This window comes from Enterococcus massiliensis, assembly GCF_001050095.1.
Taxonomy (GTDB): Bacteria; Bacillota; Bacilli; order Lactobacillales; family Enterococcaceae; genus Enterococcus_C; species Enterococcus_C songbeiensis.
Genome location: NZ_CVRN01000007.1, coordinates 469,928 through 495,461, shown reverse-complemented (window position 1 = coordinate 495,461; position 25,534 = coordinate 469,928). Strand labels below are relative to the sequence as shown.

The following is a 25,534-nucleotide window of genomic DNA, read 5'->3' as shown; positions in this document are numbered from 1 at the left end:
CATTATCGAACAATTATTAGTTGTCTAAATAATAGCTAAATCATTGTTATTACGCAAATGAAAGCACTTAATAAAATTAAAGTTTTCCTACCGAAAAAAGAGATAAAATCAGTAATATCAAAGCAGAAAAATAGAGAATACTCCCGACAGTTTTGCCCGTTTCCTTTGCTTCTTCTCCTGGTGGACTAAAGATATTGCCCGCCATCAACCGCAACCACTTGCCCTGCTTGAATTTTTTTCCGACTATTTTGTTGCCGACCAACATCAGATTTCTGTGTGGATTGTTAACTGCGTTCTTTCCCCAACCAGTAGCAAATTCTTCCCAAGTTAACACAGGATCTTCAAAATAAGGACCATCAAATTCCATCCATTTCAAATCCGCCTTTGGTCCATAACTGACTTCCCATAGCGGTTTTAAATCCTCAGTGCCTACTTTCTTTAGCCAAATTTTTTCCATAGTAGCTCCTTCTCTTTGTTAATGTTATTCTACTATAGATTTTCATATTTTCGATAGTTCAATTTTCTTGAAAACAAAAAACTCATCTTTAAAAGGACACAACAGTTACCTGCGAACTTTTAAAGATGAGTTTGTTTATCTTATATAAAATAGGATTGGTAGTCACTTTTAAATGTTTCACATGAAACATCGACATTTCTTACCCTCAAGCCGTTTCCTTCGATACCTTCGCTATCTTCCCTTGTTCGATATACACCATCAAAATACTTAGATCAGCGGGGTTTACGCCGCTGATTCGGCTAGCTTGAGCGATGGTTTCGGGTTGGATCTTTTGTAGTTTTTGTTTGGCTTCTGTCGCTAAGCCGTTGATGGCAGCGTAGTCGATGTTTTCAGGAATTTTTTTGGCTTCCATTCGTTTCAACTTTTCAACTTTTTCCATGGCTTTTTTAATGTAGCCTTCATATTTGATTTGAATTTCGACTTGTTCGACTTCTTTGTGGGTCAATTCATCGTTTTCAGGAACAAATTGTATCAATTCTTGGTAGCTGATTTCTGGTCGGCGCAAAAATTCATTAGCCAACACACCGTCTTTCAGCGGGGCAGATCCTTTGGCTTCAAGAAAAGCTTGAACCTCCGGCGTTGGTTTGATTCGAATGGTTGCTAGACGAGCAATTTCTGCTTCCACAGCGGCTTTTTTCTTCAAATACGTTTGATATTGCGGTTCTCTGACTAACCCGATTCGATGCCCCATTTCTGTTAGACGTAAATCAGCATTGTCATGGCGCAAAATCAAGCGATATTCTGCACGGGAAGTCAATAAACGATACGGTTCATTGGTTCCTTTCGTCACCAAGTCATCAATCATCACACCGATGTAGCCATCGCTGCGCTTTAAAATCATTGGGTCTTTGCCTTGTACCTTCAAACCGGCGTTGATTCCGGCAATCAGACCTTGTCCAGCCGCTTCTTCATAGCCGCTGGTACCATTGGTTTGTCCAGCAGTATAAAGATTTTCAATCAATTTGGTTTCTAATGTTGGGCGTAATTGATGAGGAACCACGACATCATATTCGATGGCATAACCGGTTCGCATCATTTCTACTTTTTCCAATCCGGCGATTGACCGCAACATTTCCACTTGAACATCCTCCGGCATCGAGGTAGAAAGTCCTTGCACATATACTTCTTCCGTATTCAAGCCTTCTGGTTCTAAAAATAACTGATGGCGGGGTTTATCTGCAAAACGGACGATCTTGTCTTCGATGGAAGGGCAGTATCTAGCGCCTACTCCTTCAACGATACCGGTAAACATTGGTGCCCGATGCAAATTGGCTTGGATGATTTCATGGGTTTTTTGCCCGGTATAAGTCAACCAGCAAGGCTCTTGATCGGTTTTGTAGGCACTGTCTGGAGTGCTGTAACTAAAATGATTAGGTTCTTTGTCACCTGGCTGAATCTCGGTCACGCTGTAATCGATCGAGCTGGATTTTACCCGTGGTGGCGTACCCGTTTTGAAACGGGCAATCTCAAAGCCCAATTCCTTCAAACTATTGGCTAAACCAACAGATGGTTGTGAATTATTGGGACCGGAAGAATATTTCAATTCTCCGATAATGATTTCTCCCCGCAAAGCGGTTCCTGCAGTGATTACCACCGCTTTTGCTCCATAACGAGCACCGGTATTGGTGATGACCCCTTTACAGACACCTTCTTCTACGATTAGCTTTTCTGCCATTCCTTGACGTAGCGTCAAATTTTCTTCTTTTTCAATCGTATGTTTCATTTCTGTTGCGTAGGCATGCTTGTCCGCTTGTGCCCGCAATGCGCGAACCGCTGGACCTTTTCCGGTATTCAGCATCCGCATTTGGATATAGGTCTTGTCGATATTTTTACCCATTTCGCCGCCAAGGGCATCGATTTCCCGTACGACGACTCCTTTGGCTGGACCACCGACTGACGGATTGCAGGGCATGAACGCCACCATATCCAAATTGATCGTTAACAGCAAGGTCTTGTTGCCCATGCGCGCATTTGCCAGTGCTGCTTCTGAACCGGCATGTCCAGCACCGACAACGATGACATCATAGGTTTCTGCTTGATATTCCATAAATTTCTTTTGCTCCTTTTTTGGGTGAACTGTTTTATCGTTTTTTGCGACTATTTTCCTAAACAAAATTGACTGAATAATTGGGTAATCAACTCGTCTTGTACACTATCCCCGACGATTTCTCCCAAATAATCCCAACAACGGGTCATGTCGATCTGCACCAAGTCCACCGGCATTCCCAGAGCAATTCCGCTGCTGACTTCACCAAGAGCTTGACTGGCTTTTTCCAGCAATGCGATATGACGTGTGTTGGAAACATAAGAAGCATCCTTATCCCCGGTCTGTCCGGCAAAAAATAACGAAGCGATGGCTTGCTCTAATTGATCTAAGCCAGTATTTTCAATAACGGAAATGGTCAAGATCGTATCTGATTCTGTATATTTAGCCAATTCCGCAGCATCTAGCTGACTTGGCAAATCGGTTTTATTCAGCAAAATAATGCGTTTGCTTGCTTGCGTCAGTGTCAGTAATTCTCGATCTTCTTTGGTCAGTGCCTCGCTTTGATTCAAGACCAATAAAACCAGATCTGCCTCCTTCAAGGCTTTTTTGCTGCGTTCCACTCCGATTTTTTCCACTTGATCTTGTGTCTCACGAATGCCTGCCGTATCCACCAGTTTCAATGGCACACCGCGAACATTAACGTATTCTTCGATGACATCACGGGTCGTTCCTTCAATATCCGTGACGATTGCCTTTTCTTCCTTTAAAAGTAAATTCAATAAACTTGATTTTCCGACGTTCGGTCGACCAATAATAGCTGTGCTGAGTCCCTCCCGCAAAATTTTTCCTTGTTGAGCGGTCACTAATAATTCCTGAATTTGTCCTTGAACTTGAGTTGCTTTTTCCTGTAATAGTTTAGTGGTCAGTTCCTCCACATCATCATATTCGGGATAGTCGATATTTACTTCAACTTGTGCCAAAGTTTCCAGAATTTCCTGCCGCAAAGCTCGAATCAAATGAGAAAGATTGCCATCCAATTGATTCAACGCCAAATTCATTGCTTTATCGGTCTTTGCTCGAATCAGATCCATCACCGCTTCTGCCTGTGACAGGTCGACACGACCATTTAAAAAGGCCCGCTTGGTAAATTCTCCCGGTTCGGCTAACCGAGCACCCTGCCGCAATAAGAGCTGCAACATTTGATTCACCACAACGATTCCGCCGTGACAATTAATCTCAACCACATCTTCTCGCGTAAAGGTTTTGGGTGCCCGCATCACGGAAACCATCACTTCATCTAAAAGCTGGTCATTTTGCGGATCAACGATATGTCCATAATGAATCGTATGCGTTGCCACGTCTTGCAGGTGTTTGCTGCCAGAACGATAGACCTCACCGGCAATCTTGATGGCATCCTCTCCGCTTAAACGTACGATGCTGATAGCACCTTCTCCCGGCGGTGTCGAAATTGCGGCGATCGTATCAAATTCTTTCGTAATTTCAGCCATTTTCTTCTCCTTCGCACAAAAAAAGTGCCTACTCCACCCTTTGAGAAAACAGGGTAGACTCTGCACTTTGACTGCTTGTCTGATTAAATTCTGGTCATAGATTAGCATAATTTCAAGGGTTATGCAAGTTTGTCGAAAAAAATTGCATCATTCTTTATTTCTTAGTTTATTCCTTTATTATAGAAGCTTTCTGTATCCTTATGTACAACAATCAGCTTTTGCAGTCAAACTGACGGAAACAAAAGCTGATTGTTTCTTTACTTTATTGGCTTCCTATTTCCCCACCATATGAGGATTGGTTCGCCGTTGATTTAACAAAAATCCAGTAAAAATAGTCAAAATTGGTGCCAGTAATGGGAAAAATGCAAAAGGCAGGTACTGAACCGCACCAACTTTCAACGTGCCCATAATAAAGGTTCCACTGACTCCCCACGGAATCAGGGCGTTAACTGTCGCTCCCGCATCCGCGATGGTTCGGGACAGATATTTCCCCTCCAGACCGGTTTCTTCAAAAGAATGCTTGAACGTTTCTCCCGGCAAAATAATCGACAAATATTGTTCACCGACGATCACATTGATACCGATACTGCTGATGGCAGTAAACCCAATCAAACGAGAAGGACGATCCATCGCTTTTTTTAATTTATCAATAAGTGTCGCCACGATTTGATATTCCAACAACAAACCACCTAAAGCCAGCGCCAAAAGAATCAAACTGACGGAACTGAGCATGCTGACGATACCACCACGGGAAAACAACGCATCCAGCTTGGCATCTGACGTATGGGCGATAAATCCATTCATCAAAATATTGGCTGTTTTAGTAACCGTGAGTTGCGGATTGTGAATAAAAGATAATACCACCGCTGAAGTCGATCCCAACAACAATGTAGGAATTGCGGGAATTTTTTTGATTGCTCCAAAAAATAAAATCAACAGTGGAATCATCGTCCATGGTGAAATCCAGAAATTAGTCTGAATCGTGTGGATCATCTGATCTACACTTGCCAAATTGGCTGTATGGCTAGTATGTCCTAAGACTATATAAAGGACCACACTCAAAAGAAACGCTGGCAAATCAGTAAACCGCATATTTGCGATATGTTCAAATAAATTGACGTGACCGATTCCGGCAGCCAAGTTGGTGGTATCTGACAATGGAGAAACATTATTTCCTAAAAAAGCACCGGAAACAATCGCTCCTGCTGTCAGCGCATCATTGAACCCCAGAATGTGTCCAATCCCCAAAAAAGCAATGCCGATGGTAGAAATCGTTGTAAAGGAGCTGCCGACAGTGACGCCCACAATTCCGCAAACAACAAAGACTGTTGGGATAAAGAAACGCACAGAGATCAATTGAAAACCGTAGACCATAATCGTTGGGATCGTTCCAGCTAAAATCCAAGAAGCTACTAACACACCGATTAACATAAAGATAATGATGGGAATGATTCCCGGCGTGATTCCTTTCGTAATTCCCCCATGAATCTCATCCCAACTATATCCGCGAAACCGTCCGTAAAATAACAACAACATGAAAACGACCAAAATCGGGATATGGGGAGTCAGATGAAAGCCGATAATAGAAATACCTAGTATAGCCAGCATTAAGAAAAGCAAAATAACGCTCTCTTTGATGGTATGATTCTTTTTCAATTTGATGTCCTCCTTCCATTGAAAACGACAAGGTCGCTGAACTTTTTTCAAGCAGGACCTTGTCGTATTTTTTTAGTGACTATGAGAAACCTTTGAGTAATCCTCTGTCGATTTTTCTACATCGGATTGCCAAGACTGTTTCTTGAAGCCATTGATTATCAATGGAATAACGAACATCACGATGGCAATGATCGCAACCAGTAAAGCATTTTGTAGTGTCGCTGTGCCTAACGTTGCAAAAGCGACTACCACGATTGAAAAGAGCAGCATACAGCTGACGATCCACGCCATCGTATTGCCGGTTTTACCGATACGATAAGGACGAGCCAAATCTGGTTGTTGACGGCGCATTTCCAGTAATGAAATGGCAATCAAAACATACACGATACAATAAATGATGGTGGTGGCATTGGTCAATGTCAGAAAAACTTCGCTGACATCATCCATTACTCCATAAAGCAGTGCAAACAACGAAATTACAACAGATTGCGTCAATACGACATTTTTTGATACGCCATATTTGTTTTCTTTATGAAAGCCGAATTTAGGTGGTAAAAAGCCTTCTCGTGCCACTTGGATGATGGTTTTTGATGGACCTGTGACCCATGCAGAGAGTTGTAGCAAAACACCAAGAAAGACCATGAAACTAAAAATATTGCCGATAATCGTTGGCAAACCTAAAATTTTACAATAAATCAAGATGGGTTGCGTAATATTTGCTAGTTCCATTTTGCCATTTGGTACGACATTTGCTACTAGCAAAGCATTGATTACATTCAACAATACCAAACCGATTAAAGCGGCAAAAACGCCCTTCGTGTAGTTTTTCGTGGAATCTTTTAATCTTGGCATATAGACCGAGCTCATTTCGATTCCGACAAAAATAAAGGTGATACCGGCTAAATATTTCAATGAATCCATATGTTGCAAATCTGGAAGAACCTTCGACCAAGAAAATGCACCAAGATAACCGTTAGAAACCAGACCTACTTTAAATGCAGAGAACAGACCGAGAATAAACATTACTGCAACTGGAATATAAACCCCCAGCCAAACACCAATATTCCCGCCGACTTTTGCCATATCAAATTTTAAATTCAGTACTGTAATAATCCAATAAATAACTAGAATACTTGCTAAAACAAACCAATGATTGTTTCCAAGTTCTTGGTTGCCGATTGTATTGCCCAGCAAAGGGCCTAATGTTGAAGCGACCATGACCATTCCGGGGAACATTTGCACCCAAAGCAACCATGCAACAACAAATCCCCATTTGCTGCCTAATGCTGTTTTCACCCACAATTGTGGACCGCCTTCTTGTGGCAGCATTGTAGAAAGTTCGCCGGAAATCATGGAGATAGGACCAGCAAAAAATAACACAGCAAAAATAGAGTAGAAAATCAATGTCCACCCGACTGCTGCGAGAGTCGGTATACTGCGGACTGTTGCACATAAGGCCATCGTTAACCCGATAAAGGTACCTAGACCGATTTTATTGATAGATGATTGACTCACTGTTGACATCCTCCTAGAAAATAGGAGGCTGCAGCCAGTGAAGAAAAACTGGTTGCAGCCTCGAATTAGTTATTTTACAGCTAATAATTCGTCTGCGTAAATTTTTTCCAGTTTTTCTTGAAGAGCCGCTTTGATTTTGCCGGCGTATTCCTCAAAATTTTCGGCTTGGTTCATGTAAGGTGTCATCACGCTGGCCCGTAAAACCGTTACTTTGCCGGCGCGCTTCCATTCTGCATCTGAAAAACCAAGCTGATTCACAAATTTCAATGGGCTATCGCCATAATCAGGAATCGCAAAATCAGTATGTGAAGTCAAAAATTCATTGCCATAAATACTTCCTTTGACGTAGGAAGAATAATCATAGATATCATGATTTAGTTTGTTCATCGCTTCTAAATCGTCCACGCCTTTTTCTTTAAAGACATAATCCACCATGTTGAAATCAGGATACGTCAACGGATGAACTTCGATTTCTTTATCCCCAACTGTAAAGGACAGGTTATTCAAGAAATTGAAGAAACGATGTGCGCCTTCGATGGAAGCTCCCATCAGTTTGCCATACCCATGAATGTTCAATGGCAATACATGATGCGCCGCCCAAACGCTGGCAGCCGTTGCACCGGCTTTTGATCCTTCCAAAATATAGGCACCTAAAAGAGCAGGAATGTCTGCGCCTTTTTCAAAGACATAGGTTGCAAAATACGAAATAACATCCCGCATCCGGATATCTTGAATCACGATACCACCGGCTGAATAAGGAACGTACCCCATTTTATGGGGATCGATTGTTACAGATTCTGCTTCTTCAATGGCTTTGTAGGCTTCATATACTTCTTTCAAGATATAATTTTTATTTTCAGTGAAGACGCCATTTTGATAATGAACATCTTTTAATTCTTCAAATGGGATAAAGTCATTGTTTTCATCCAAGAAAATTGCCCGACCATAGCCGCCGTATGCTGCATCAACATGCAAATAGAAGTAAAGTCCTTCTTTTTCAAGAGCATGGCGCAAAGCAACAATTTTGTCGATGCCGTCAATGGCCCCTTCTTCGGTAGAACCAACCACACCAACCACACCTAAAATCGGTGTTTTTTCTGCGGTCAGTTGACGGATGATTCGTTCCAGCTCATGGATATCCATCCGGTAATTGTGATCCACAGGAACCGGAATGACTTGATCTAATCCAACACCGATAATATCGGCGGCCTTCAACCAAGAATAGTGCTTGGTTTGTGGAACCAGCCATTTTCCTAATTTTTCTAAATGTTTGCCGCTGCGGGCAGAATGAGCTTTGATCTCATCGATTTTTTCTGGAACAGAATCCAATAAATCCATGATTTTTCTGGTAGGCATATTCAGCAATTCCCAATCGCTTTTGCCAGAAACAAGTTCTGGTGCGACTTCTTTCATCGCAAGCGGTAAGGATTTGATATTGCGGGCGTACCATAAGCCTTCTAAATTGGCTAATGAACCATCGGCAACGATGTGTCCCCAACCATTTTTGTAGCTCATCAAATGAGCAAATTCATGGCCGACTTCTTCTTCCATTTGACTCGTTGCAGGAGAAGATTCGTAAGCGACGTTGTTCCCGTTCCATAGCATCGCGAAGTTGTATGCTAGTAACGATGGCATCAAGGTTTCTGAATTCATGTGTCCCCAGTAACGCCCTGCATTATGCCATGGAACTGAGTGCGTCCGCATCCGCATGGAAATTTCGGATAGAACGTCTTTCATTTGGTTCACAGTGTTTTCGTAACTCTTTGAACTTTTTTCCTCTGGTGTGATGATGGGCATATCTTGTGGCATGTAATTTTGACGCCATCCGAGATGCTCATCCACCAATTCATTCAACAAAGCTTTATAGAGTTGGCCGTTCTCAGCTTTGTCACCAATGAATAGTGCGTGCAAGTTTAGATCATTTGACTTATCAGTCATAATGAACCCCTCCTAAAAAAATATTTTAAATTTTGTCGTTGCCTAGATTACACCTGTTATGGAGGACTGTAAACCAAAATCCGAACATTAATCTCATTATATTTTAATTTTAAGCTATTTTCTCAATTGTACCTACAATTATGAAAAATTAAAAAGGGAGGAAATTTGCAGATGCAAATTTCCTCCCAAGTTTGTATTAACGACGATCGCCGCTCTTTTTTTAGGATGGGTTCCTATATGGGAATTCTTTCATTCTCTCCCAGTTTCTCATGGGAAAAAATTACTAAATTCTAATCCACTACTTCGGCCAAAAAGTAGTTTTTCTTTCCTTTACGGATGACCACAAACTTTCCATCAAAGTGTTCTGATGGATCGATGACAAAATCTAAATCGGCAATACGATCGCCGTTAATACTAATAGCTCCGTTTGAAACATCTTCTCGTGCTTGACGTTTCGATGGTTCGATCTTCGTAGCGACTAAAAGCTCCACGATGTTTTCTGGTGTGCTGGAGATGTCAACTTTTGGCATTTTGCCAAAACCTTGCGCGATTTCTTGCGCATTCAACTCTTTGATATCCCCTGAGAACAAAGCTTTCGTGATTTTTTGAGCTTCTTGCAAGTCTTCTTCACTATGGACAAAACGAGTGACTTCTTCTGCCAAACGTCGTTGTGCTTCCCGTTTTTCAGGGGCAGTTTCGACTTTTTTCGCTAACTCATTGATTTCTTCTTGAGACAGGAAGGTAAAGAATTTCAAGTATTTCACAACATCCCGGTCATCTTGGTTCAACCAGAATTGGTAAAATTCAAAAGGTGATGTCTTGTTGGCATCCAGCCAAACCGCACCGCCGGCAGTTTTGCCGAATTTTGTGCCGTCTGCTTTTAACATTAATGGAATCGTCAATCCAAAAGCTTCTGCTTCTGGGCCTTCGATTTTTCGAATCAAGTCCAAGCCGGCGGTAATATTCCCCCATTGATCTGCGCCACCGATTTGCAGTTGGACGTCAAAGGTCTTATGCAAATGTAAAAAGTCGATGGATTGCAGGATTTGGTAAGTAAATTCTGTAAAGGAAATACCGACTTCTAACCGGCTGGCAACGATATCTTTTGCCAACATCGTATTGACGTTGAAGCTTTTTCCGTAATCTCGTAAAAATTCCAACAAGGAGATTTTTGACAACCAATCGTAATTGTTAACGAAGCTGATTGTCGCATCTTTCCCAAATAATTTGCGCATTTGAGCAGTCAGTGCATCAACATTGTGTTGGACTTGTTCCATGGTTTGCAACACCCGTTCGGTCTTTCGTCCGCTGGGATCGCCAATCGTTCCGGTTCCTCCACCAATCAAAATATACGGATGGTGGCCCGCCAATTGAAATCTTTTCATCATCATGAACGGGATCAAATGCCCGATATGCATGGAATCGCCTGTTGGATCAACACCACAATAAAGTGAAATGCTCTTTTCGTTAACGAGCTTGCGAAGACCTTCTTCATTGGTTTGTTGATTGATGGCATCACGCCATGTTAATTCATCAATAATATTCATTTTATTGACCTCCATCTTTTTTTTGAAAGCAGAAACCTGCTAACTGACAAGTAGTGATTGTGGTGATTACCGGAAAATAAAAAAAATCCCTTAGCTGTTTTCAGCTAAGGGACGATTCTACGTGGTACCACCCAAATTCGTATGCACATGCATACCTCAAACATATAACGCTGTCGCGTGGCATTTTTGCCATAGACTCGCAAAATGTACTTCGTTTTAAAGCATGTGCTAGTTCGCAGCCCCACTAGTTCTCTGAAACATTGGCTTTATCCCTACTTCGTTTTGGTCATTGTCGTTTTCAATAATTACTATACCAGTATCATAGGACCCAACTTTTTCTTTGTCAACCGTAAATTTTTTAAATTTTCATTTCTCCTTGGGATTTTTTGAATAAAAATACTACTCTAACAAGGAGAAAAGCCGTTAAAAAAATTTTTTCGTTTGTTATGATTTTATTAAAATAACAAATTACCAAATAGCTGAGGGCATAAAAAGGACATTGAGAAAACTCAATGTCCTTTTTATCAGACTGCTGCTACAGTTTCAAATTGTGAATTGTAAAGGGAAGCATAGTAGCCGCCTTTTTCGAGCAATTCTTCGTGGGTTCCTTGTTCTTTGATATCTCCGTCTTGCATGTAGAGAATCTTATCGGCATCTTTGATGGTGGACAACCGGTGAGCGATGACAAAGGAGGTTCTTCCTTGCATCAGGTTGTTCATTGCCGCTTGGATCAATTCTTCCGTACGGGTATCAACAGAAGATGTTGCTTCATCCAAAATCAAAATGGGTTTGTCTGCCAAAATCGCCCGGGCGATGGTCAGCAATTGTTTTTGTCCTTGAGAGATGTTGGAGGATTCTTCGTTCAACACCATGTTATAGCCACCAGGTAACGTCTTGATAAAGTGATCCACATGGGCTGCTTTTGCCGCCGCGTAAACTTCTTCATCCGTCGCATCCAAACGACCATACCGCAGATTATCCATGATTGTTCCTTTGAACAACCAAGTGTCCTGCAAGACCATTCCGATATTTTCCCGTAAGTCAGCACGGTTAAATTTGCGGATATCATGACCATCAATTTCGATTGCACCAGAATTCACGTCATAAAAACGCATCAACAGTTTCACCATCGTTGTTTTTCCGGCACCTGTCGGACCAACGATTGCAACGGTTTGTCCTGGGTCCACATGGGAAGTAAAGTCATTGATGATGATTTTATCCGGTGTATAGCCGAAATGAACGTGATCGAAATCTACCATTCCTTTGGCTTTCCCGATCTTCACTGGGTTTTCAACCGTTTGATCTTCTTCCTCTTCTTCCAAGAATTCAAAGACCCGTTCTGCTGCTGCTGCCATGGATTGCAGCATATTAGAAACTTGTGCCAATTGTGCGATTGGTTGTGTCAAATTCCGCACATATTGGATAAAGGCTTGGATATCTCCGACTGTGATCGTGCCATTGTAAGCCAAGACTCCACCGATAATCGCTACTGCCACGTAACCTAAATTACCGACAAAGTTCATGATTGGCTGCATCAAACCAGACAGAAATTGGGATTTCCATGCCGATTTGAACAAAACATCATTTTGCGCTTTAAAATCTTGCAGCGCATTTTCTTCATCATTGAATAAACGGACGATATTGTGTCCGCCGATTGTTTCTTCCACCTGCCCATTAATAACACCTAAGTATTCTTGTTGGGTTTGGAAATGCTTTTGTGATCTCTTGACAACAAACGCAATTAACAGAATCGAAAGAGGTACAATCAATACAGCAATCCCTGTCATCGGTACTGAGATCGACAACATCATTACGATAACTCCAATCACAGTAAAGACAGAAGTAATCAGTTGGGTGATGGATTGATTCAAGCTTTGTCCCAGTGTATCTACGTCATTGGTGATCCGTGACAGGACATCTCCCACCGTCCGGCTTTCGAAATAATTCATTGGCATCCGATTGATTTTTTCTGAAATTTCTTTCCGCATCCGGTACGTAATTTTTTGGGAAACGGTGGACATAATCCATCCTTGAATAATCCCAAAAAGTGATGCAACAAGATACAAACCTAGCATAAATAACAGAATGCCACCGATTTTTTCAAAATCAATGCCGCCGGTTCCTTGATATTTTTCAAGCAATCCGTTGAACAATTCAGTAATTGCCCGGGATAAAATTTTCGGTCCCCAAATATTGAAGATCGTTGACGCGATCGCAAAGACGATAACGAAAAAGACCGCGATTTTATAAGCGCCGATATACGACACTAATTTTTTCAATGTTCCTTTGAAGTCTTTGGCTTTTTGCCCGCCGCCCATATGACCGCCAGGACCGCCGAAACCGCCGCCGCGAGGGCGATTGTTTGTTTTTTCACTCATTGTTTTCGCTCCTCCCTATTCAGCTTCTTCTATGCCTAATTCTGAATTGCTCAATTGTGATTGAGCGATTTCTTGATAGACATGGGATGTTTTGATCAGTTCTTCGTGGGTTCCTTGTGCGACTGCACGTCCTTCTTCCAACACGATAATATTGTCAGCATGAAGAATCGTTGAAATCTTTTGTGCAACAATGATTTGTGTTGCTCCGTGAATATTTTCAGACAAAGCTTTTCGCAGTGCCACGTCGGTTTTATTATCCAAAGCAGAGAAGGAATCATCAAAAATCAAGATTTTTGGATTCTTCGCTAATGCCCGTGCAATGGAAAGCCGTTGTTTCTGTCCACCGGAAACATTTGAACCACCTTGTGAAATAGCACGTTCATAGCCGGTTTCGTTGCCATTGATAAACTCTGTTGCTTGGGCAATTTCCGCCGCTTTTTTCATTTGTTCATCAGAGATTTCTGCATCACCAAATTTGATATTGGATTCGATATCCCCAGAAAATAAGATTCCTTTTTGTGGGACAAACCCAATCAGTTCATGCAATTTATGCAAGGATAAGTCGCGAATGTCGATTCCATCGATGGTGATTCGTCCACCTGTCACATCGAATAAACGAGGAATCAAGTTGATGACTGTTGATTTTCCTGAACCAGTAGATCCGATGATTGCGGTAGTTTCTCCCGGTTTAGCGGTGAAATTGATATGATGAAGCACATCTTCGTCCGCATCGCTATAACGGAATTCAACGCCTTCAAATTTCACTTCTCCCTTAAACTCAACGTCATTGTCTTTCACAGTTGGTTTGTCTGTAATGCTAGGTTCAGTTTTCAATACTTCATCCACCCGTCCAGCAGCAACATTGGCACGAGGCAAAATGATTGAGACCATTGAAAGCATCATAAAGGCCATGACAATTAACATTGTATAGGTAATGAAGGCCATCATATCACCGACTTGCAGTTGACCATCGTTCATGTTGTGACCACCGACCCAAACGATCAATACAGAGATACCATTCATCAATAACATCATGACTGGCATCATGATTGACATTGCCCGGTTGACAAACAATTGGGTCTTCATCAAATCTGTATTGGCATTGTCAAACCGTTTTTCTTCAAATTTTTCCCGTGAAAAGGCGCGGATAACAGAAAGTCCGGTCAAAATTTCCCGTGAAACCAAGTTCACTCGGTCCACTAAATTTTGCAGGGCTTTGAATTTCGGCATGGTGAAGGCTAACAAAGTCACGACTAAAAATAAAACTGCCCCCACTGCAACGCCAACGATCCAGCCCATGCCGGTTCCCGTTTTGGCTACTTGATACACACCGCCGATTCCTAAGATTGGTGCATATAAAACCATCCGGATAATCATCACAATCCCCATCTGGATTTGTTGGATATCATTGGTGTTTCGGGTAATCAAGGAAGCAGGCGAGAATTTTTCCATTTCATTATTGGAAAATTGCAACGTCCGTTCGTATTGTGCGACCCGTAAATTTCTACCGACAGATGCGGCTACCATAGAAGCAATCCATCCAACAATTACTGCGGCTGCCGCAGATAAGAAAGTCAAACCGACCATTTTACCACCGGTTTTGATCATGTAATTGGTTTGGATTTGTTGGGTGTCCATCTTCAAGGCTTTGTATTCTGCCAGAACGAATTGGATCCCAACGGTTTTCATGGAATCTTCTCCAAGATCCCCCATGGCTTTTTGTGTTGCTTTTCGAGCAGCAATGACTTTGTCCGGCATTGCATCAGCAGCTGTTTTCGCTTCTTCTGCGACTTCTTGTGCCTGTGTACCTTTTTCTTGGGCTTGCGCGGCTAAATCTTGTGCTTCTTGACTTTTTGCCTGTGCCTCAGCAGCAGTTTGTGCGGCCACTTGCGGGTCGGTTGCGCTGGCAGCCTCGGTTCCAAGTTTTTGAGCTTCTTCTCCGGCAGTTTTCGCTTGTTCACCGAGAGTTTTTGCTTCTTCTCCTAATTTTTCTGCTTCTGTTCCTTGTTCACTGAGTTTGGTATACGCCTCAATGATTGCCTTTGCTTCTGTACTTTCTTCCCCTTTTGTTTGGGAAGCAGCCAACATCATCATCGGCAGTTCAAAAATTTTAGAAAGTTTTTCTTTCGTTACCCCGTCTTGAAGATCCAAGGTATAAATTTTTCCGTCTTTTGAAAGTTTGTAGTTTTCTTCAATTGTTTTCTTTTCCGCAGCAGTCATAAACATTTCGACTGCTTGAAGGGATTCTTTGCGGATTTTTTTCGGTGTCGCTGTTTCGATCCCTCCTTGTTGAATACCGACATCAACGATATCAGAGGTTAGATTTGGTAAATTCAAATCACTGTTTGCCTGCACGATTAACAGGACAAGCACGGCGAGAATGGCATACCAGTATTTGCCAAGATGTTTAAAGATCTTCATTTAGGTGTCACTTCCTCTTTCTGTTTCATTGTGCATTTCGTGGGAGTATTTCATAAATTTCACGATCAATTCGAGAAATTTCTCGGTATCGTCTTTTCCCATTTTTTGAAAGACACAAACGATTTTTTCTTGCATTTTTTTCTTTTCAGCTTCAGCGGCTTCCTCGCCTGATTTGGTTAGCGTCACTTGGATTCGGCGACGATCATCCGGGTCCATTGTGCGCTGGATCTTCCCTTTTTTCTCAAGGCTTCCCAATAAAGCGGCGATTCTTGCGCTAGAAACATTTAACGCACCAGCCAAATGTTTAGGACTGACGGCCCGATTTTCATGACCAAGATACTTGATCACAACCGTTTCACCACGATTGCTTTTTTCCATCTCACTGAATGCACCATGACGGTTTCGCACCATCAACTGCTCTAATTTTCGTTGCGCTTCCTCAGCGTAGGACATGATTTTCCTCCTTCACGATTAATTAACACTATTAATCACTAACACTATTAATCACTAACACTATTAGTGAATTTCGCTTTGCTATAATAAGCCTATTTTTTTCTGATGTCAACCGATTAAAACCGTGATTTCGCTTACAGTTTTACTTTTTTTATTCCACCCTTCTATGGATGAAAAAATTCCCTTAGCGTGTGATAAAGATACCTTTTTCCTTTTGCAGATTTCGATGCTATACTGACAAAAAAAGAACCGTTTACAAAGAAATTGTTTCTTTTACCTCAAAATCAAAACAAGCCGGGTTCCTCCATCAAACAGGAGAAACTCGGCTTGTTTTTGATCAAAATGACAAACGCAACGTCTTTCACTTTGATAAGAATGATTTCTAGTAAAATATACTTGGTTTCGTAAACGTTGTCAATCGCTTTTTAAAAAGGGATACGTCCTTTTTAGTAATGTTTTTTTACGGGCTCGACAACGAGGTACCGGTAAGGTTCATCCCCTTCTGAATGGGTCTTGACTTGATCGTCATGACTCAAAACAGAATGGATTTGCTTGCGTTCAAAAGCCGGCATCGGTTCGAGGAAAACAGGACGTCCGGTTCGTTTGACCTTGTCTGCTGTCCGTTCAGCCAACCGTTGCAAAATTGCTTGCCGCTTTTGACGGTAATCCCCTACATTGACTACTACTGAAAGTTTATTTTCAGCAATACGATGGATGAAAACCTGTGCCAAATATTGTAAAGCATTTAGCATCTTGCCATGTTTTCCAATCAGAATCCCTTGTTTTTGCGTTTCTAGATGGAAAATGATCAATCCGTCTGCTCGCTCCATTTTGACTAACGCCGGTGCTTGCAGTTCTTTGGTGATATTGGTCAGATAAAGCGCCAATTCTGTCAAAGCAGCTTCATCGCCAAGTTCACTTACCTCGGCTTCAGAGACAGGAGCTGGAGCAATCGGTGCTTCTTCTCTTGCAACGGCTGTCACGGTATCCACAACAGCCTCGCTGATTTCTTCACTGACGGTTGGTTCGAGGGAAACACGGGCATCTTTTTTGCCCATTCCCAAAAATCCTTTTTTTCCTTCTTCTAAAACCTCGATGGATGCTTCTTCTTGCGTAAGTCCTAATGCGGCTAACCCTTTTTGGATTGCTTCTTCCACAGTTGTCCCTTCATAGATCGGCATCTGTTTGACCTCCCTTACTATTTTTTACGTTTTTTCTTCGGTGTCATCGCTTTTTGCAACGCCCGTTCCCGTTCACGAATTTTACGAGCTTCTTCTTCCCGTTCTTTGCGGATCTTGAATGGGTTGTTAATCAAAAGTGTTTGAACGACTTGGAAGGCGTTGGACACTACCCAGTACAAGGACAACCCGCTGGCTAAATTGACACCCATTACCAAGATCATGACCGGCATCACAAAGTTCATGATTTTCATGCTTGGGTTCGCATCGATTTGGCTCATGCTGGACAAGTAAGTACTTGCAAAGGTAAAGATCGCTGCCAGAATCGGCAAGATAAACGTTGGATCAGATTCCCCAAGGTTCAACCATAAGAAATGGCCTTGACGCAATTCCGGTACCCGTTGAATCGATTGCCACAACGCCATCAAGATTGGCATTTGAACCAGCAATGGCAGACACCCGGCATAAGGATTAACATTGTTTTCCGCATACAGCCGTTGTGTTTCTTCCTTTAACTTATTTTGAGTCTCAACATCTTTTGACGCATATTGTTTTTGCAGCGCTTTTAATTTGGGTTGCAATTCTTGCGTCTTGCGCATGCTCTTCGTTTGAAAATGCATCAATGGTAATAAAATGATTCGGATGATCAAGGTGAATAAGATGATCCCGATTCCGGCATTCCCAAAAGATAAGCCTTTAATCGCTTGGGCAAAAGTATAAACAATGTAGCGATCCCAAACTCCCGTACTTTCTGCACTGACATTTCCCGTTCCGCAGGCGGATAGGAAAAGAACCAGTCCTAGCAGACTTGCTAATAAGATAAGCTGTTTTCTCTTCACGAAACAAATTCCCCTTTACTTCTTTATTTAGTTTTTAAAATTTTTGCGAGTTTCAAGACATGTTCCAGATTTGTATAGACTTCCTTGCTATCCAGCTCGCTGATCGCTGGTCGAGCAATGACGATGAAATCAATCTCAGGCACTATTTTTTCCCGCATGTCATACAGGCAAGCGCGAATTTTTCGTTTCACGGCATTTCGTGTCACGGCATTGCCGATTTTTTTTCCTACCGAAAGCCCCACGCGAAAATGCGCTTGTTCAGGCTTATCCAAGCGATAGACCACAAACTTGCGATTGGCAAAAGATGCGCCGTTTTGAAAAACTGTTTGAAAATCACTTTCCTTTTTTACTCGATAGGACTTTCTCATTTCGCTTCCTTCATTTCTCTCTCATTTACCCACTCAACAATAATACCATATCTGCGCCGCTTACTTCATCCTTTTAAAGGAAAAAAGGGCATAAAAAAAACCACTGTGGTTTCAGTGGTTTACGCTGCAAGAACTTTTCTTCCTTTACGACGACGGCTTGCTAAAACACGACGACCGTTTTTAGTACTCATACGTTTTCGGAATCCATGAACTTTTTGACGTTTACGTTTATTTGGTTGGTAAGTTCTTTTCATTACTTCCACCTCCATCAAGATGATCTATCTAGATACTAGACATACTTTGATAGTATAACGAGAACTTATCTATTTTGTCAATAAGAAAACGTGAATTCTTCCGTCGGACAACCAAAGAAATTATCCACATTTTTACTGCCAGCTTGGGAAAATTTGTGGATGCCTTTCAAAGATGTCAACAGCTTTTCAGGATTTTTCCGGAAGTTTTCAACAATTACACAGCCCTAAATAAGTTTTCAACATTTTTTTATTACACTGTGGACAACTTGCTAGAAAACGCCTAATATCGGGCTTTATAATTCACATTCGCTTGTGGATTACTTTTGGACAATAGCAAAGAATCCCCAAAAACTTTTTTTGTGTGGATAACTTTATTGCCTTCCGTGGATAACTTTTATTTTTTTATGCACAGCTGTGGAAAAGATAAAAAACTTTTTTTCTGCCTTTGGCTTTTTTTTTCGTTAATCTGTGGAAAACTTTGCTAATCCATGCTAAATTAGTACTAGTATTCTAAATTGAACCTAGGAGGACATTCTATGTCATCTCTTAAAAGCATATGGGAGGAACTTCAAAACACCTTTCGAAAGGAACTCAATCCACAAAGCTATGAAGTGTGGATCGAGACGGTCAAACCGATTTCTTTTGAAAACAATCAATTGGTGATTGAAGTCCCTACAGATGTCCACAAGACATATTGGAAGAAAAATTTGGCGTCAAAAATCGTGGAAACAAGTTTTATGCTGTACGGCAAAGAAATTATTCCTACCTTTGTAACCCCGGAAGAGGCCCAACAGCTAACCCCGGTGAAAAAAACCGAAGAACCAAAAGAAGTCAGCAAACCAAATGCCATGCTCAATCCCAAGTACACCTTTGACACATTTGTTATCGGGAAAGGCAATCAGATGGCTCATGCAGCAGCTTTAGTGGTAGCGGAAGAACCCGGTTCGATCTATAATCCGCTCTTTTTTTATGGCGGCGTTGGTCTAGGAAAAACCCATTTGATGCATGCCATCGGACATCAAATGCTGCTAAACCGCCCCGATGCAAAAATCAAATATGTCAGCAGTGAAAATTTCACGAATGACTTCATCAACTCCATTCAAAAGAATAAAATGGAGGATTTTCGCAACGAATACCGCAGTGTCGATTTACTTTTAGTGGATGATATCCAGTTTTTAGTCAGCAAAGAAGGCACTCAGGAGGAGTTCTTCTATACATTTGAAGAATTGTACAAAAACAATAAACAGATCGTCCTGACCAGTGACCGGTTGCCTCATGAAATCCCAACCTTGCCGGAACGATTGGTTTCCCGCTTTGCGTGGGGGTTGTCAGTAGACATCACACCACCGGATTTGGAAACTCGAATCGCTATTTTGCGGAAAAAAGCCGAAGCAGAACGGTTGGAAATTCCCGATGATACGTTGAGTTACATCGCCGGGCAAATCGATTCCAACATTCGTGAATTAGAAGGGGCGTTGGTCCGAGTGCAGGCCTTTGCTACCATGAATAATTCCGATATCACCACCAGTTTGGCGGCAGAAGCCCTAAAAGCATTGAAGTCCAATCATGGCTTGGCACAGGTTTCTATTTTGCAAATTCAAGAAGAAGTGGCAAAATATTATCATATCCAATTAAAAGATTTAAAAGGGAAAAAACGGGTCAAAACTATTGTTGTTCCCCGACAAATCGCCATGTATCTCTCTCGGGAGCTGACGGACCATTCCTTGCCGAAAATCGGCGCAGAATTTGGTGGAAAGGATCACACCACTGTCATCCATGCCCACGAAAAAATCGAAAAATTAGTTGCCAGCGATGAAACCATAAAGACCGAAATCGGCGAAATCAAAAATCTGCTGATTCATTAGCATGTGGATAAAAGCGGCAGAATCCCAAAAGTTATCCACACGTTATACACATGGGGAAAACTGGACTGTCCGCACTTTTTCTGAGTTATCCACTGTTTAAACAGCCCTACTACTACTATTATCTTTAATTATCTATTAATAGATAAAGCACCACCGAACAAACAAGAAAAATCCAGACAATAAACCGAACCAAAATCCATGCCTGTTTTTCTAGATAATCCAACGAAATAGACCTAACAAAAAAAGTTAATACAATAAACCGAATAAGGATGTCAGTTCCACTTTTCCAAGTATTCTAGTGGAATGATATACGGTGCGAAAATAAACTTAAATTTTCTTTTAGAAAATTTAATACACTAAAATGAGCAAGGAGAGTCATCTATGAAAGTCACCCTAAATCGTGCGTCATTTATACAAGAATTACAAACTGTTCAACGGGCAATTTCTTCTAAAACTACGATCCCCATTTTGACAGGCGTAAAAATCGTGTTAACCAGTGAAGGATTGACCTTGACCGGCAGCAATGCCGATATCTCGATTGAAACCTTTTTATCAGTGGAAAATGAAAAAGCCCAAATGCAGATCGAGGAAACGGGAGCTGTTGTATTACAGGCACGTTTCTTTAGCGAAATCATCAGACGATTACCAGAAGACACCTTTTCGATGGAAGTGTTAGAAAATAATCTCGTTGCCATCAACTCTGGAAAAGCCAACTTTACCGTCAACGGTTTGGATGCCGACAGTTATCCACATTTGCCAGTTGTCGAAAGTCAAAATCAAATGAAGATTCCGGTACATGTCTTGAACCAACTGATCAATGAAACGGTTTTTGCAGTGTCTCAACACGAAAGTCGTCCCATTTTGACTGGGGTCCATTTTGTTTTAGACAATCAAAAATTATTAGCTGTTGCGACAGACTCTCATCGTTTAAGCCAACGAGTGATTCCTATCGAGCAGGCAGCCAGTGATTTCAATATCGTGATCCCTGGCAAGAGCCTGATCGAATTATCCCGTTCATTGAGCGATGAAGAAGAAATTGTGGAAATCAGCATTATGGAAAACCAAGTTCTGTTCAAAACCGAAAATATGCTGTTTTATTCTCGCTTGTTAGAAGGCAATTATCCTGATACCAATCGTTTGATTCCAGCCAGCTTCAATACCGAAATCGAATTTTCCGTGCCAAAACTATTGGCTGCTATCGAACGGGCGTCATTGCTGTCTCATGAAGGCCGCAACAATATTGTTCGTTTGTCTATCCGCAACGATGCAGTAACTCTTTACGGAAATTCACCAGAAATCGGGAAAGTAGAAGAAGCGCTGAATTACGAAAAAGTAACCGGCGAACCATTGGATATTTCCTTCAATCCAGATTACATGAAAGCTGCATTGCGGGCATTTGGCGATATGAGTATCACCGTCAAGTTCATCTCTGCAATCCGTCCTTTCACTTTGGAACCAACGGAAGGCGAAGCAGCCTTTATCCAACTGATTACTCCGGTTCGCACCAACTAAGAGATGTTTAGAAAGTGAAAATCCTCAGAAATTTTACAGAATAGAATCAATCACAGAAAACGGGCTTAAAATCGATTTTGAGCCCGTTTATTTATTTTTGTTAAAAAAACTCGATTTGGAACAAAACTTCTTAGAAAGAAAATAAACAAGATAAATTTGTTTTTCCCCCTAAAAAAAGGTATAATAAAGCCATATGTCTGCCATAGAATTGAGGGATGAAAATGAAAGAGAAAATCTTTTTGGAAACAGATTATATGACATTGGGGCAGGTGCTCAAAGAAGTCAGTGTCATCAGCAGTGGCGGACAAGCAAAATGGTATCTGGCAGAAAATACCGTATTTGTTGACGGAGAGCCGGAAAATCGCCGCGGTCGAAAACTTTATGCCGGTATGATGATCGAGATACCTGATGCAGGTACTTTTTTTATGACTAAAAAGGAACAACCCCATGAGGCTGACTGATCTCCATTTAAAAAATTACCGAAATTACTCAGAACTCTCTCTTTCTTTTTCCAAAAATCTCACTCTTTTTTTGGGAGAAAACGCACAGGGAAAAACCAATTTATTGGAAAGTATCTATGTATTGGCCATGACCCGCAGTCATCGGACGAATAATGAGCAGGAATTAATCCAATGGGGCAATGAATTTGCGCATATTCAAGGAACGGTGACAAAAAATACCAGCAAGATTCCATTAGAGATCACACTTTCGAAAAAAGGTCGGAAAACGAAAGTTAATCACATGGAACAAAAAAAGCTCAGCAGTTATGTGGGGCAGATGAACGTGATTTTGTTTGCGCCGGAGGATCTGTCGTTGGTCAAGGGCAGTCCGCAGGTGCGGCGAAAATTTTTGGACATGGAAATCGGGCAGATTGATCCTATCTATCTCTACGATCTGGTCCAGTACCAGCATGTACTGAAGCAGCGGAATCAATACCTAAAACAAATGCTGAACAAAGCCGATCCTCTGTATCTGGATATCTTATCCGAGCAGCTGGTGGCATTTGGCAGCAAGGTGCTTTTAGGACGAGCAAAATTTGTCAAACGTTTAGAGTACTGGGCAAATGAGCTGCATCATAAAATCAGCCATGAAAAAGAGACTCTGACGATCGATTATGTTTCAAGTATTCCATTTCACTCTTCAAATTTGGAAGAAATCCAAGCAGCTTTTACCCAAGAGTTGAAAAAAAGCCGAGAAAAAGAACGGCTGCGTTTATCTACGTTGGCAGGTCCTCATCGAGATGATCTGCATTTTGCAATCAATGGCAAAGACGTCCAAACCTATGGCTCTCAAGGACAACAGCGAACGACAGCCTTGAGCGTCAAACTGGCAGAAATCGATTTGATGAAGGAGGAGACCGGCGAATATCCAATTCTTTTATTGGACGATGTCATGAGTGAATTGGATGACACACGGCAGCTCCATCTCTTAGAAACCATTGAAGGCAAAGTCCAGACCTTCTTGACTACCACGACGTTGGAACATGTGAAAAATAAAATGACTGTTGAACCGGAAATTTTTTACGTTCAGCAAGGCGAATTAAAAGGAGAAGAAAACTAGATGACAGAAGAAGAAAAAAGTTTAGTCGAACGCGCCAAAGAATATGATGCCAGTCAGATCCAAGTGTTGGAAGGACTGGAAGCCGTTCGGAAACGTCCCGGTATGTATATCGGTTCGACTAGCTCTGAAGGATTGCACCACCTTGTTTGGGAAATCGTCGATAACTCCATCGATGAAGCGCTGGCAGGTTTTGCGACGAAGATTCAAGTCGTTGTGGAAGAAGACAACAGCGTCACCGTTGTTGATGATGGCCGGGGAATTCCTGTCGGCATCCAAGCCAAGACGGGACGTCCCGCAGTGGAAACTGTCTTTACGATTCTACATGCCGGCGGAAAATTCGGCGGTGGCGGCTATAAAGTTTCCGGTGGGCTGCACGGGGTAGGTTCCTCCGTTGTCAACGCCTTGTCGACAACACTAGATGTCAAAGTGTTTAAAGACGGCAAGATTTATTTCCAAGAATACCATCGGGGTGCTGTCGTAGATGATTTGAAAATCATCGGAGAAACCGATCAACACGGAACGGCGGTCCATTTTGTTCCGGATCCGGAAATTTTTACAGAAACCGTTGAATTTGATTTTGACAAACTAGCTACTCGGATTCGTGAATTAGCTTTCTTGAATCGTGGCTTGCATATCTCTATTGAAGACCGTCGTGGGGAACCGGTATTGAAAGAATACCATTTTGATGGCGGAATCAAGAGCTACGTGGAACATTTGAATGCCAACAAGAATGTATTGTTTCCTGAACCGATCTATGTTGAAGGGGAACAGCAAGACATTACGGTTGAAGTGTCGCTACAATACACAGACAGCTACCACACGAACCTGTTGAGCTTTGCCAACAATATCCATACCTACGAAGGCGGAACCCATGAGTTCGGCTTTAAAACAGCGCTGACACGGGTCATTAATGATTATGCCCGCAAACAAAAGCTGATGAAGGAAAATGATGAAAATCTGACGGGAGAAGATGTCCGCGAAGGCATGACTGCCGTGGTTTCCATCAAACACCCTGATCCTCAGTTTGAAGGTCAGACCAAAACCAAATTAGGCAACTCAGAAGTCCGGACGGTTACCGATCGTTTGTTTTCAGAGCATTTTACTAAATTCTTGATGGAAAATCCGACGATTGGTCGTCAAGTCGTTGAAAAAGGGATGCTGGCTTCCAAAGCCCGACTAGCTGCCAAACGAGCACGGGAAGTGACCCGACGAAAAGGTGCGCTTGAAATCAGCAATCTCCCTGGAAAACTGGCAGACTGTTCCAGCAACGATCCGGAAAAATGCGAATTGTTCATCGTCGAAGGAGATTCCGCCGGTGGTTCTGCAAAACAAGGACGAAATCGGGAATTCCAAGCGATTTTACCAATCCGCGGAAAAATCTTAAATGTTGAAAAAGCAACGATGGATAAAATTTTAGCCAATGAAGAAATCCGTTCTCTTTTCACAGCAATGGGAACCGGCTTTGGTTCCGATTTTGATGTCTCCAAAGCCCGTTACCACAAATTAGTGATTATGACGGATGCCGATGTCGATGGCGCCCATATCCGGACCTTGCTATTGACGTTGTTCTATCGTTACATGCGTCCAATCGTGGAAGCAGGGTACGTTTATATCGCCCAACCACCATTGTATGGCGTAAAACAAGGAAAAAATATCACCTACGTTCAACCTGGAAAACGTGCAGAAGAAGAGTTGCAGGAAGTGATTCAATCCTTGCCGGCAACACCAAAACCTAACGTACAACGGTACAAAGGTCTAGGAGAAATGGACGACCACCAATTATGGGAAACCACAATGGACCCTGATAATCGCTTGATGCTGAGAGTCAGCGTGGATGATGCTATCGAAGCCGATCAAATCTTTGAAATGTTAATGGGAGACCGGGTAGAACCTCGCCGTGCGTTTATCGAAGAAAATGCCCATTACGTGAAAAATCTTGATATCTAGATGAAGGATGTCAGCTCCACTTGTGTAAGTATTTTGTGGAATGATAGACGGCATGAAAATCGGTGGAAATTTAAAAGAAATTTCTTACCTT

General features: G+C 41.9%; 19 protein-coding genes. 5 read left to right on the top strand and 14 right to left on the bottom strand.

Annotated elements, in window-relative coordinates; all coding sequences use genetic code 11:
• Window positions 1–76: 76 nt before the first annotated feature.
• The 14 genes from BN1875_RS13335 to rpmH all read right to left on the bottom strand — a co-directional run bounded on the left by BN1875_RS13335 (window position 77) and on the right by rpmH (window position 18,559).
• Window positions 77–457 (bottom strand): hypothetical protein, encoded by a 381-nt coding sequence (locus tag BN1875_RS13335; protein WP_053082156.1) that lies wholly within the window; start codon window positions 455–457, stop codon window positions 77–79.
• A 205-nt stretch (window positions 458–662) separates the two neighbouring features.
• Window positions 663–2,564 carry a tRNA uridine-5-carboxymethylaminomethyl(34) synthesis enzyme MnmG gene (gene mnmG, locus BN1875_RS09615; protein ID WP_048604635.1) on the bottom strand — a complete coding sequence of 634 codons (1,902 nt, stop codon included), beginning with the start codon at window positions 2,562–2,564 and terminating at the stop codon, window positions 663–665.
• A gap of 50 nt (window positions 2,565–2,614) precedes the next feature.
• On the bottom strand, window positions 2,615–4,012 hold the full coding sequence (gene mnmE, locus BN1875_RS09610; protein ID WP_048604634.1) for a tRNA uridine-5-carboxymethylaminomethyl(34) synthesis GTPase MnmE: 1,398 nt from the start codon (window positions 4,010–4,012) through the stop codon (window positions 2,615–2,617).
• A gap of 273 nt (window positions 4,013–4,285) precedes the next feature.
• A complete protein-coding gene (gene nhaC / locus BN1875_RS09605) occupies window positions 4,286–5,668 on the bottom strand; it encodes a Na+/H+ antiporter NhaC (RefSeq protein ID WP_048604633.1) in 1,383 nt (460 codons plus the stop codon).
• 72 nt (window positions 5,669–5,740) lie between these two features.
• Window positions 5,741–7,183 (bottom strand): tyrosine-tyramine antiporter, encoded by a 1,443-nt coding sequence (tyrP, locus tag BN1875_RS09600; RefSeq protein ID WP_048604632.1) that lies wholly within the window; start codon window positions 7,181–7,183, stop codon window positions 5,741–5,743.
• Window positions 7,184–7,252: 69 nt separating this feature from the next.
• Window positions 7,253–9,121, bottom strand: coding sequence for a tyrosine decarboxylase (gene tdc, locus BN1875_RS09595; protein WP_048604631.1), 1,869 nt, complete (start codon window positions 9,119–9,121; stop codon window positions 7,253–7,255).
• A 290-nt stretch (window positions 9,122–9,411) separates the two neighbouring features.
• The gene (gene tyrS / locus BN1875_RS09590) at window positions 9,412–10,668 is read right to left on the bottom strand and encodes a tyrosine--tRNA ligase (RefSeq protein ID WP_048604630.1); all 1,257 of its coding nucleotides are present in this window, start codon (window positions 10,666–10,668) and stop codon (window positions 9,412–9,414) included.
• Between the two features lie 524 nt (window positions 10,669–11,192).
• Window positions 11,193–13,046 (bottom strand): ABC transporter ATP-binding protein, encoded by a 1,854-nt coding sequence (locus BN1875_RS09585; RefSeq protein WP_048604629.1) that lies wholly within the window; start codon window positions 13,044–13,046, stop codon window positions 11,193–11,195.
• A 15-nt stretch (window positions 13,047–13,061) separates the two neighbouring features.
• Window positions 13,062–15,467, bottom strand: coding sequence for an ABC transporter ATP-binding protein (locus tag BN1875_RS09580; RefSeq protein ID WP_048604628.1), 2,406 nt, complete (start codon window positions 15,465–15,467; stop codon window positions 13,062–13,064).
• Window positions 15,468–15,920 (bottom strand): MarR family winged helix-turn-helix transcriptional regulator, encoded by a 453-nt coding sequence (locus tag BN1875_RS09575; protein WP_048604627.1) that lies wholly within the window; start codon window positions 15,918–15,920, stop codon window positions 15,468–15,470. It lies immediately after the preceding gene.
• Between the two features lie 446 nt (window positions 15,921–16,366).
• On the bottom strand, window positions 16,367–17,101 hold the full coding sequence (gene jag / locus BN1875_RS09570; protein WP_048604626.1) for an RNA-binding cell elongation regulator Jag/EloR: 735 nt from the start codon (window positions 17,099–17,101) through the stop codon (window positions 16,367–16,369).
• 17 nt (window positions 17,102–17,118) lie between these two features.
• On the bottom strand, window positions 17,119–17,937 hold the full coding sequence (locus tag BN1875_RS09565) for a YidC/Oxa1 family membrane protein insertase (protein WP_048604625.1): 819 nt from the start codon (window positions 17,935–17,937) through the stop codon (window positions 17,119–17,121).
• Window positions 17,938–17,960: 23 nt separating this feature from the next.
• On the bottom strand, window positions 17,961–18,305 hold the full coding sequence (gene rnpA / locus BN1875_RS09560) for a ribonuclease P protein component (protein WP_048604624.1): 345 nt from the start codon (window positions 18,303–18,305) through the stop codon (window positions 17,961–17,963).
• 119 nt (window positions 18,306–18,424) lie between these two features.
• Window positions 18,425–18,559, bottom strand: coding sequence for a 50S ribosomal protein L34 (gene rpmH, locus BN1875_RS09555; protein WP_006703104.1), 135 nt, complete (start codon window positions 18,557–18,559; stop codon window positions 18,425–18,427).
• 536 nt (window positions 18,560–19,095) lie between these two features.
• Here rpmH and dnaA point away from each other — a divergent pair.
• The 5 genes from dnaA to gyrB all read left to right on the top strand — a co-directional run bounded on the left by dnaA (window position 19,096) and on the right by gyrB (window position 25,443).
• The gene (gene dnaA, locus BN1875_RS09550) at window positions 19,096–20,424 is read left to right on the top strand and encodes a chromosomal replication initiator protein DnaA (RefSeq protein WP_048604623.1); all 1,329 of its coding nucleotides are present in this window, start codon (window positions 19,096–19,098) and stop codon (window positions 20,422–20,424) included.
• A 381-nt stretch (window positions 20,425–20,805) separates the two neighbouring features.
• Entirely contained in the window at window positions 20,806–21,936 is a 1,131-nt protein-coding gene (dnaN, locus tag BN1875_RS09545) for a DNA polymerase III subunit beta (RefSeq protein ID WP_048604622.1), read from the top strand.
• A gap of 221 nt (window positions 21,937–22,157) precedes the next feature.
• The gene (yaaA, locus tag BN1875_RS09540; protein ID WP_048604621.1) at window positions 22,158–22,397 is read left to right on the top strand and encodes a S4 domain-containing protein YaaA; all 240 of its coding nucleotides are present in this window, start codon (window positions 22,158–22,160) and stop codon (window positions 22,395–22,397) included.
• Window positions 22,384–23,496, top strand: coding sequence for a DNA replication/repair protein RecF (recF, locus tag BN1875_RS09535; protein WP_048604620.1), 1,113 nt, complete (start codon window positions 22,384–22,386; stop codon window positions 23,494–23,496). Before yaaA ends, recF begins: the two co-directional genes overlap by 14 nt.
• Window positions 23,497–25,443: a DNA topoisomerase (ATP-hydrolyzing) subunit B gene (gene gyrB, locus BN1875_RS09530; protein WP_048604619.1), complete on the top strand. Its 1,947-nt coding sequence runs from the start codon at window positions 23,497–23,499 to the stop codon at window positions 25,441–25,443.
• Window positions 25,444–25,534 lie beyond the last annotated feature (91 nt).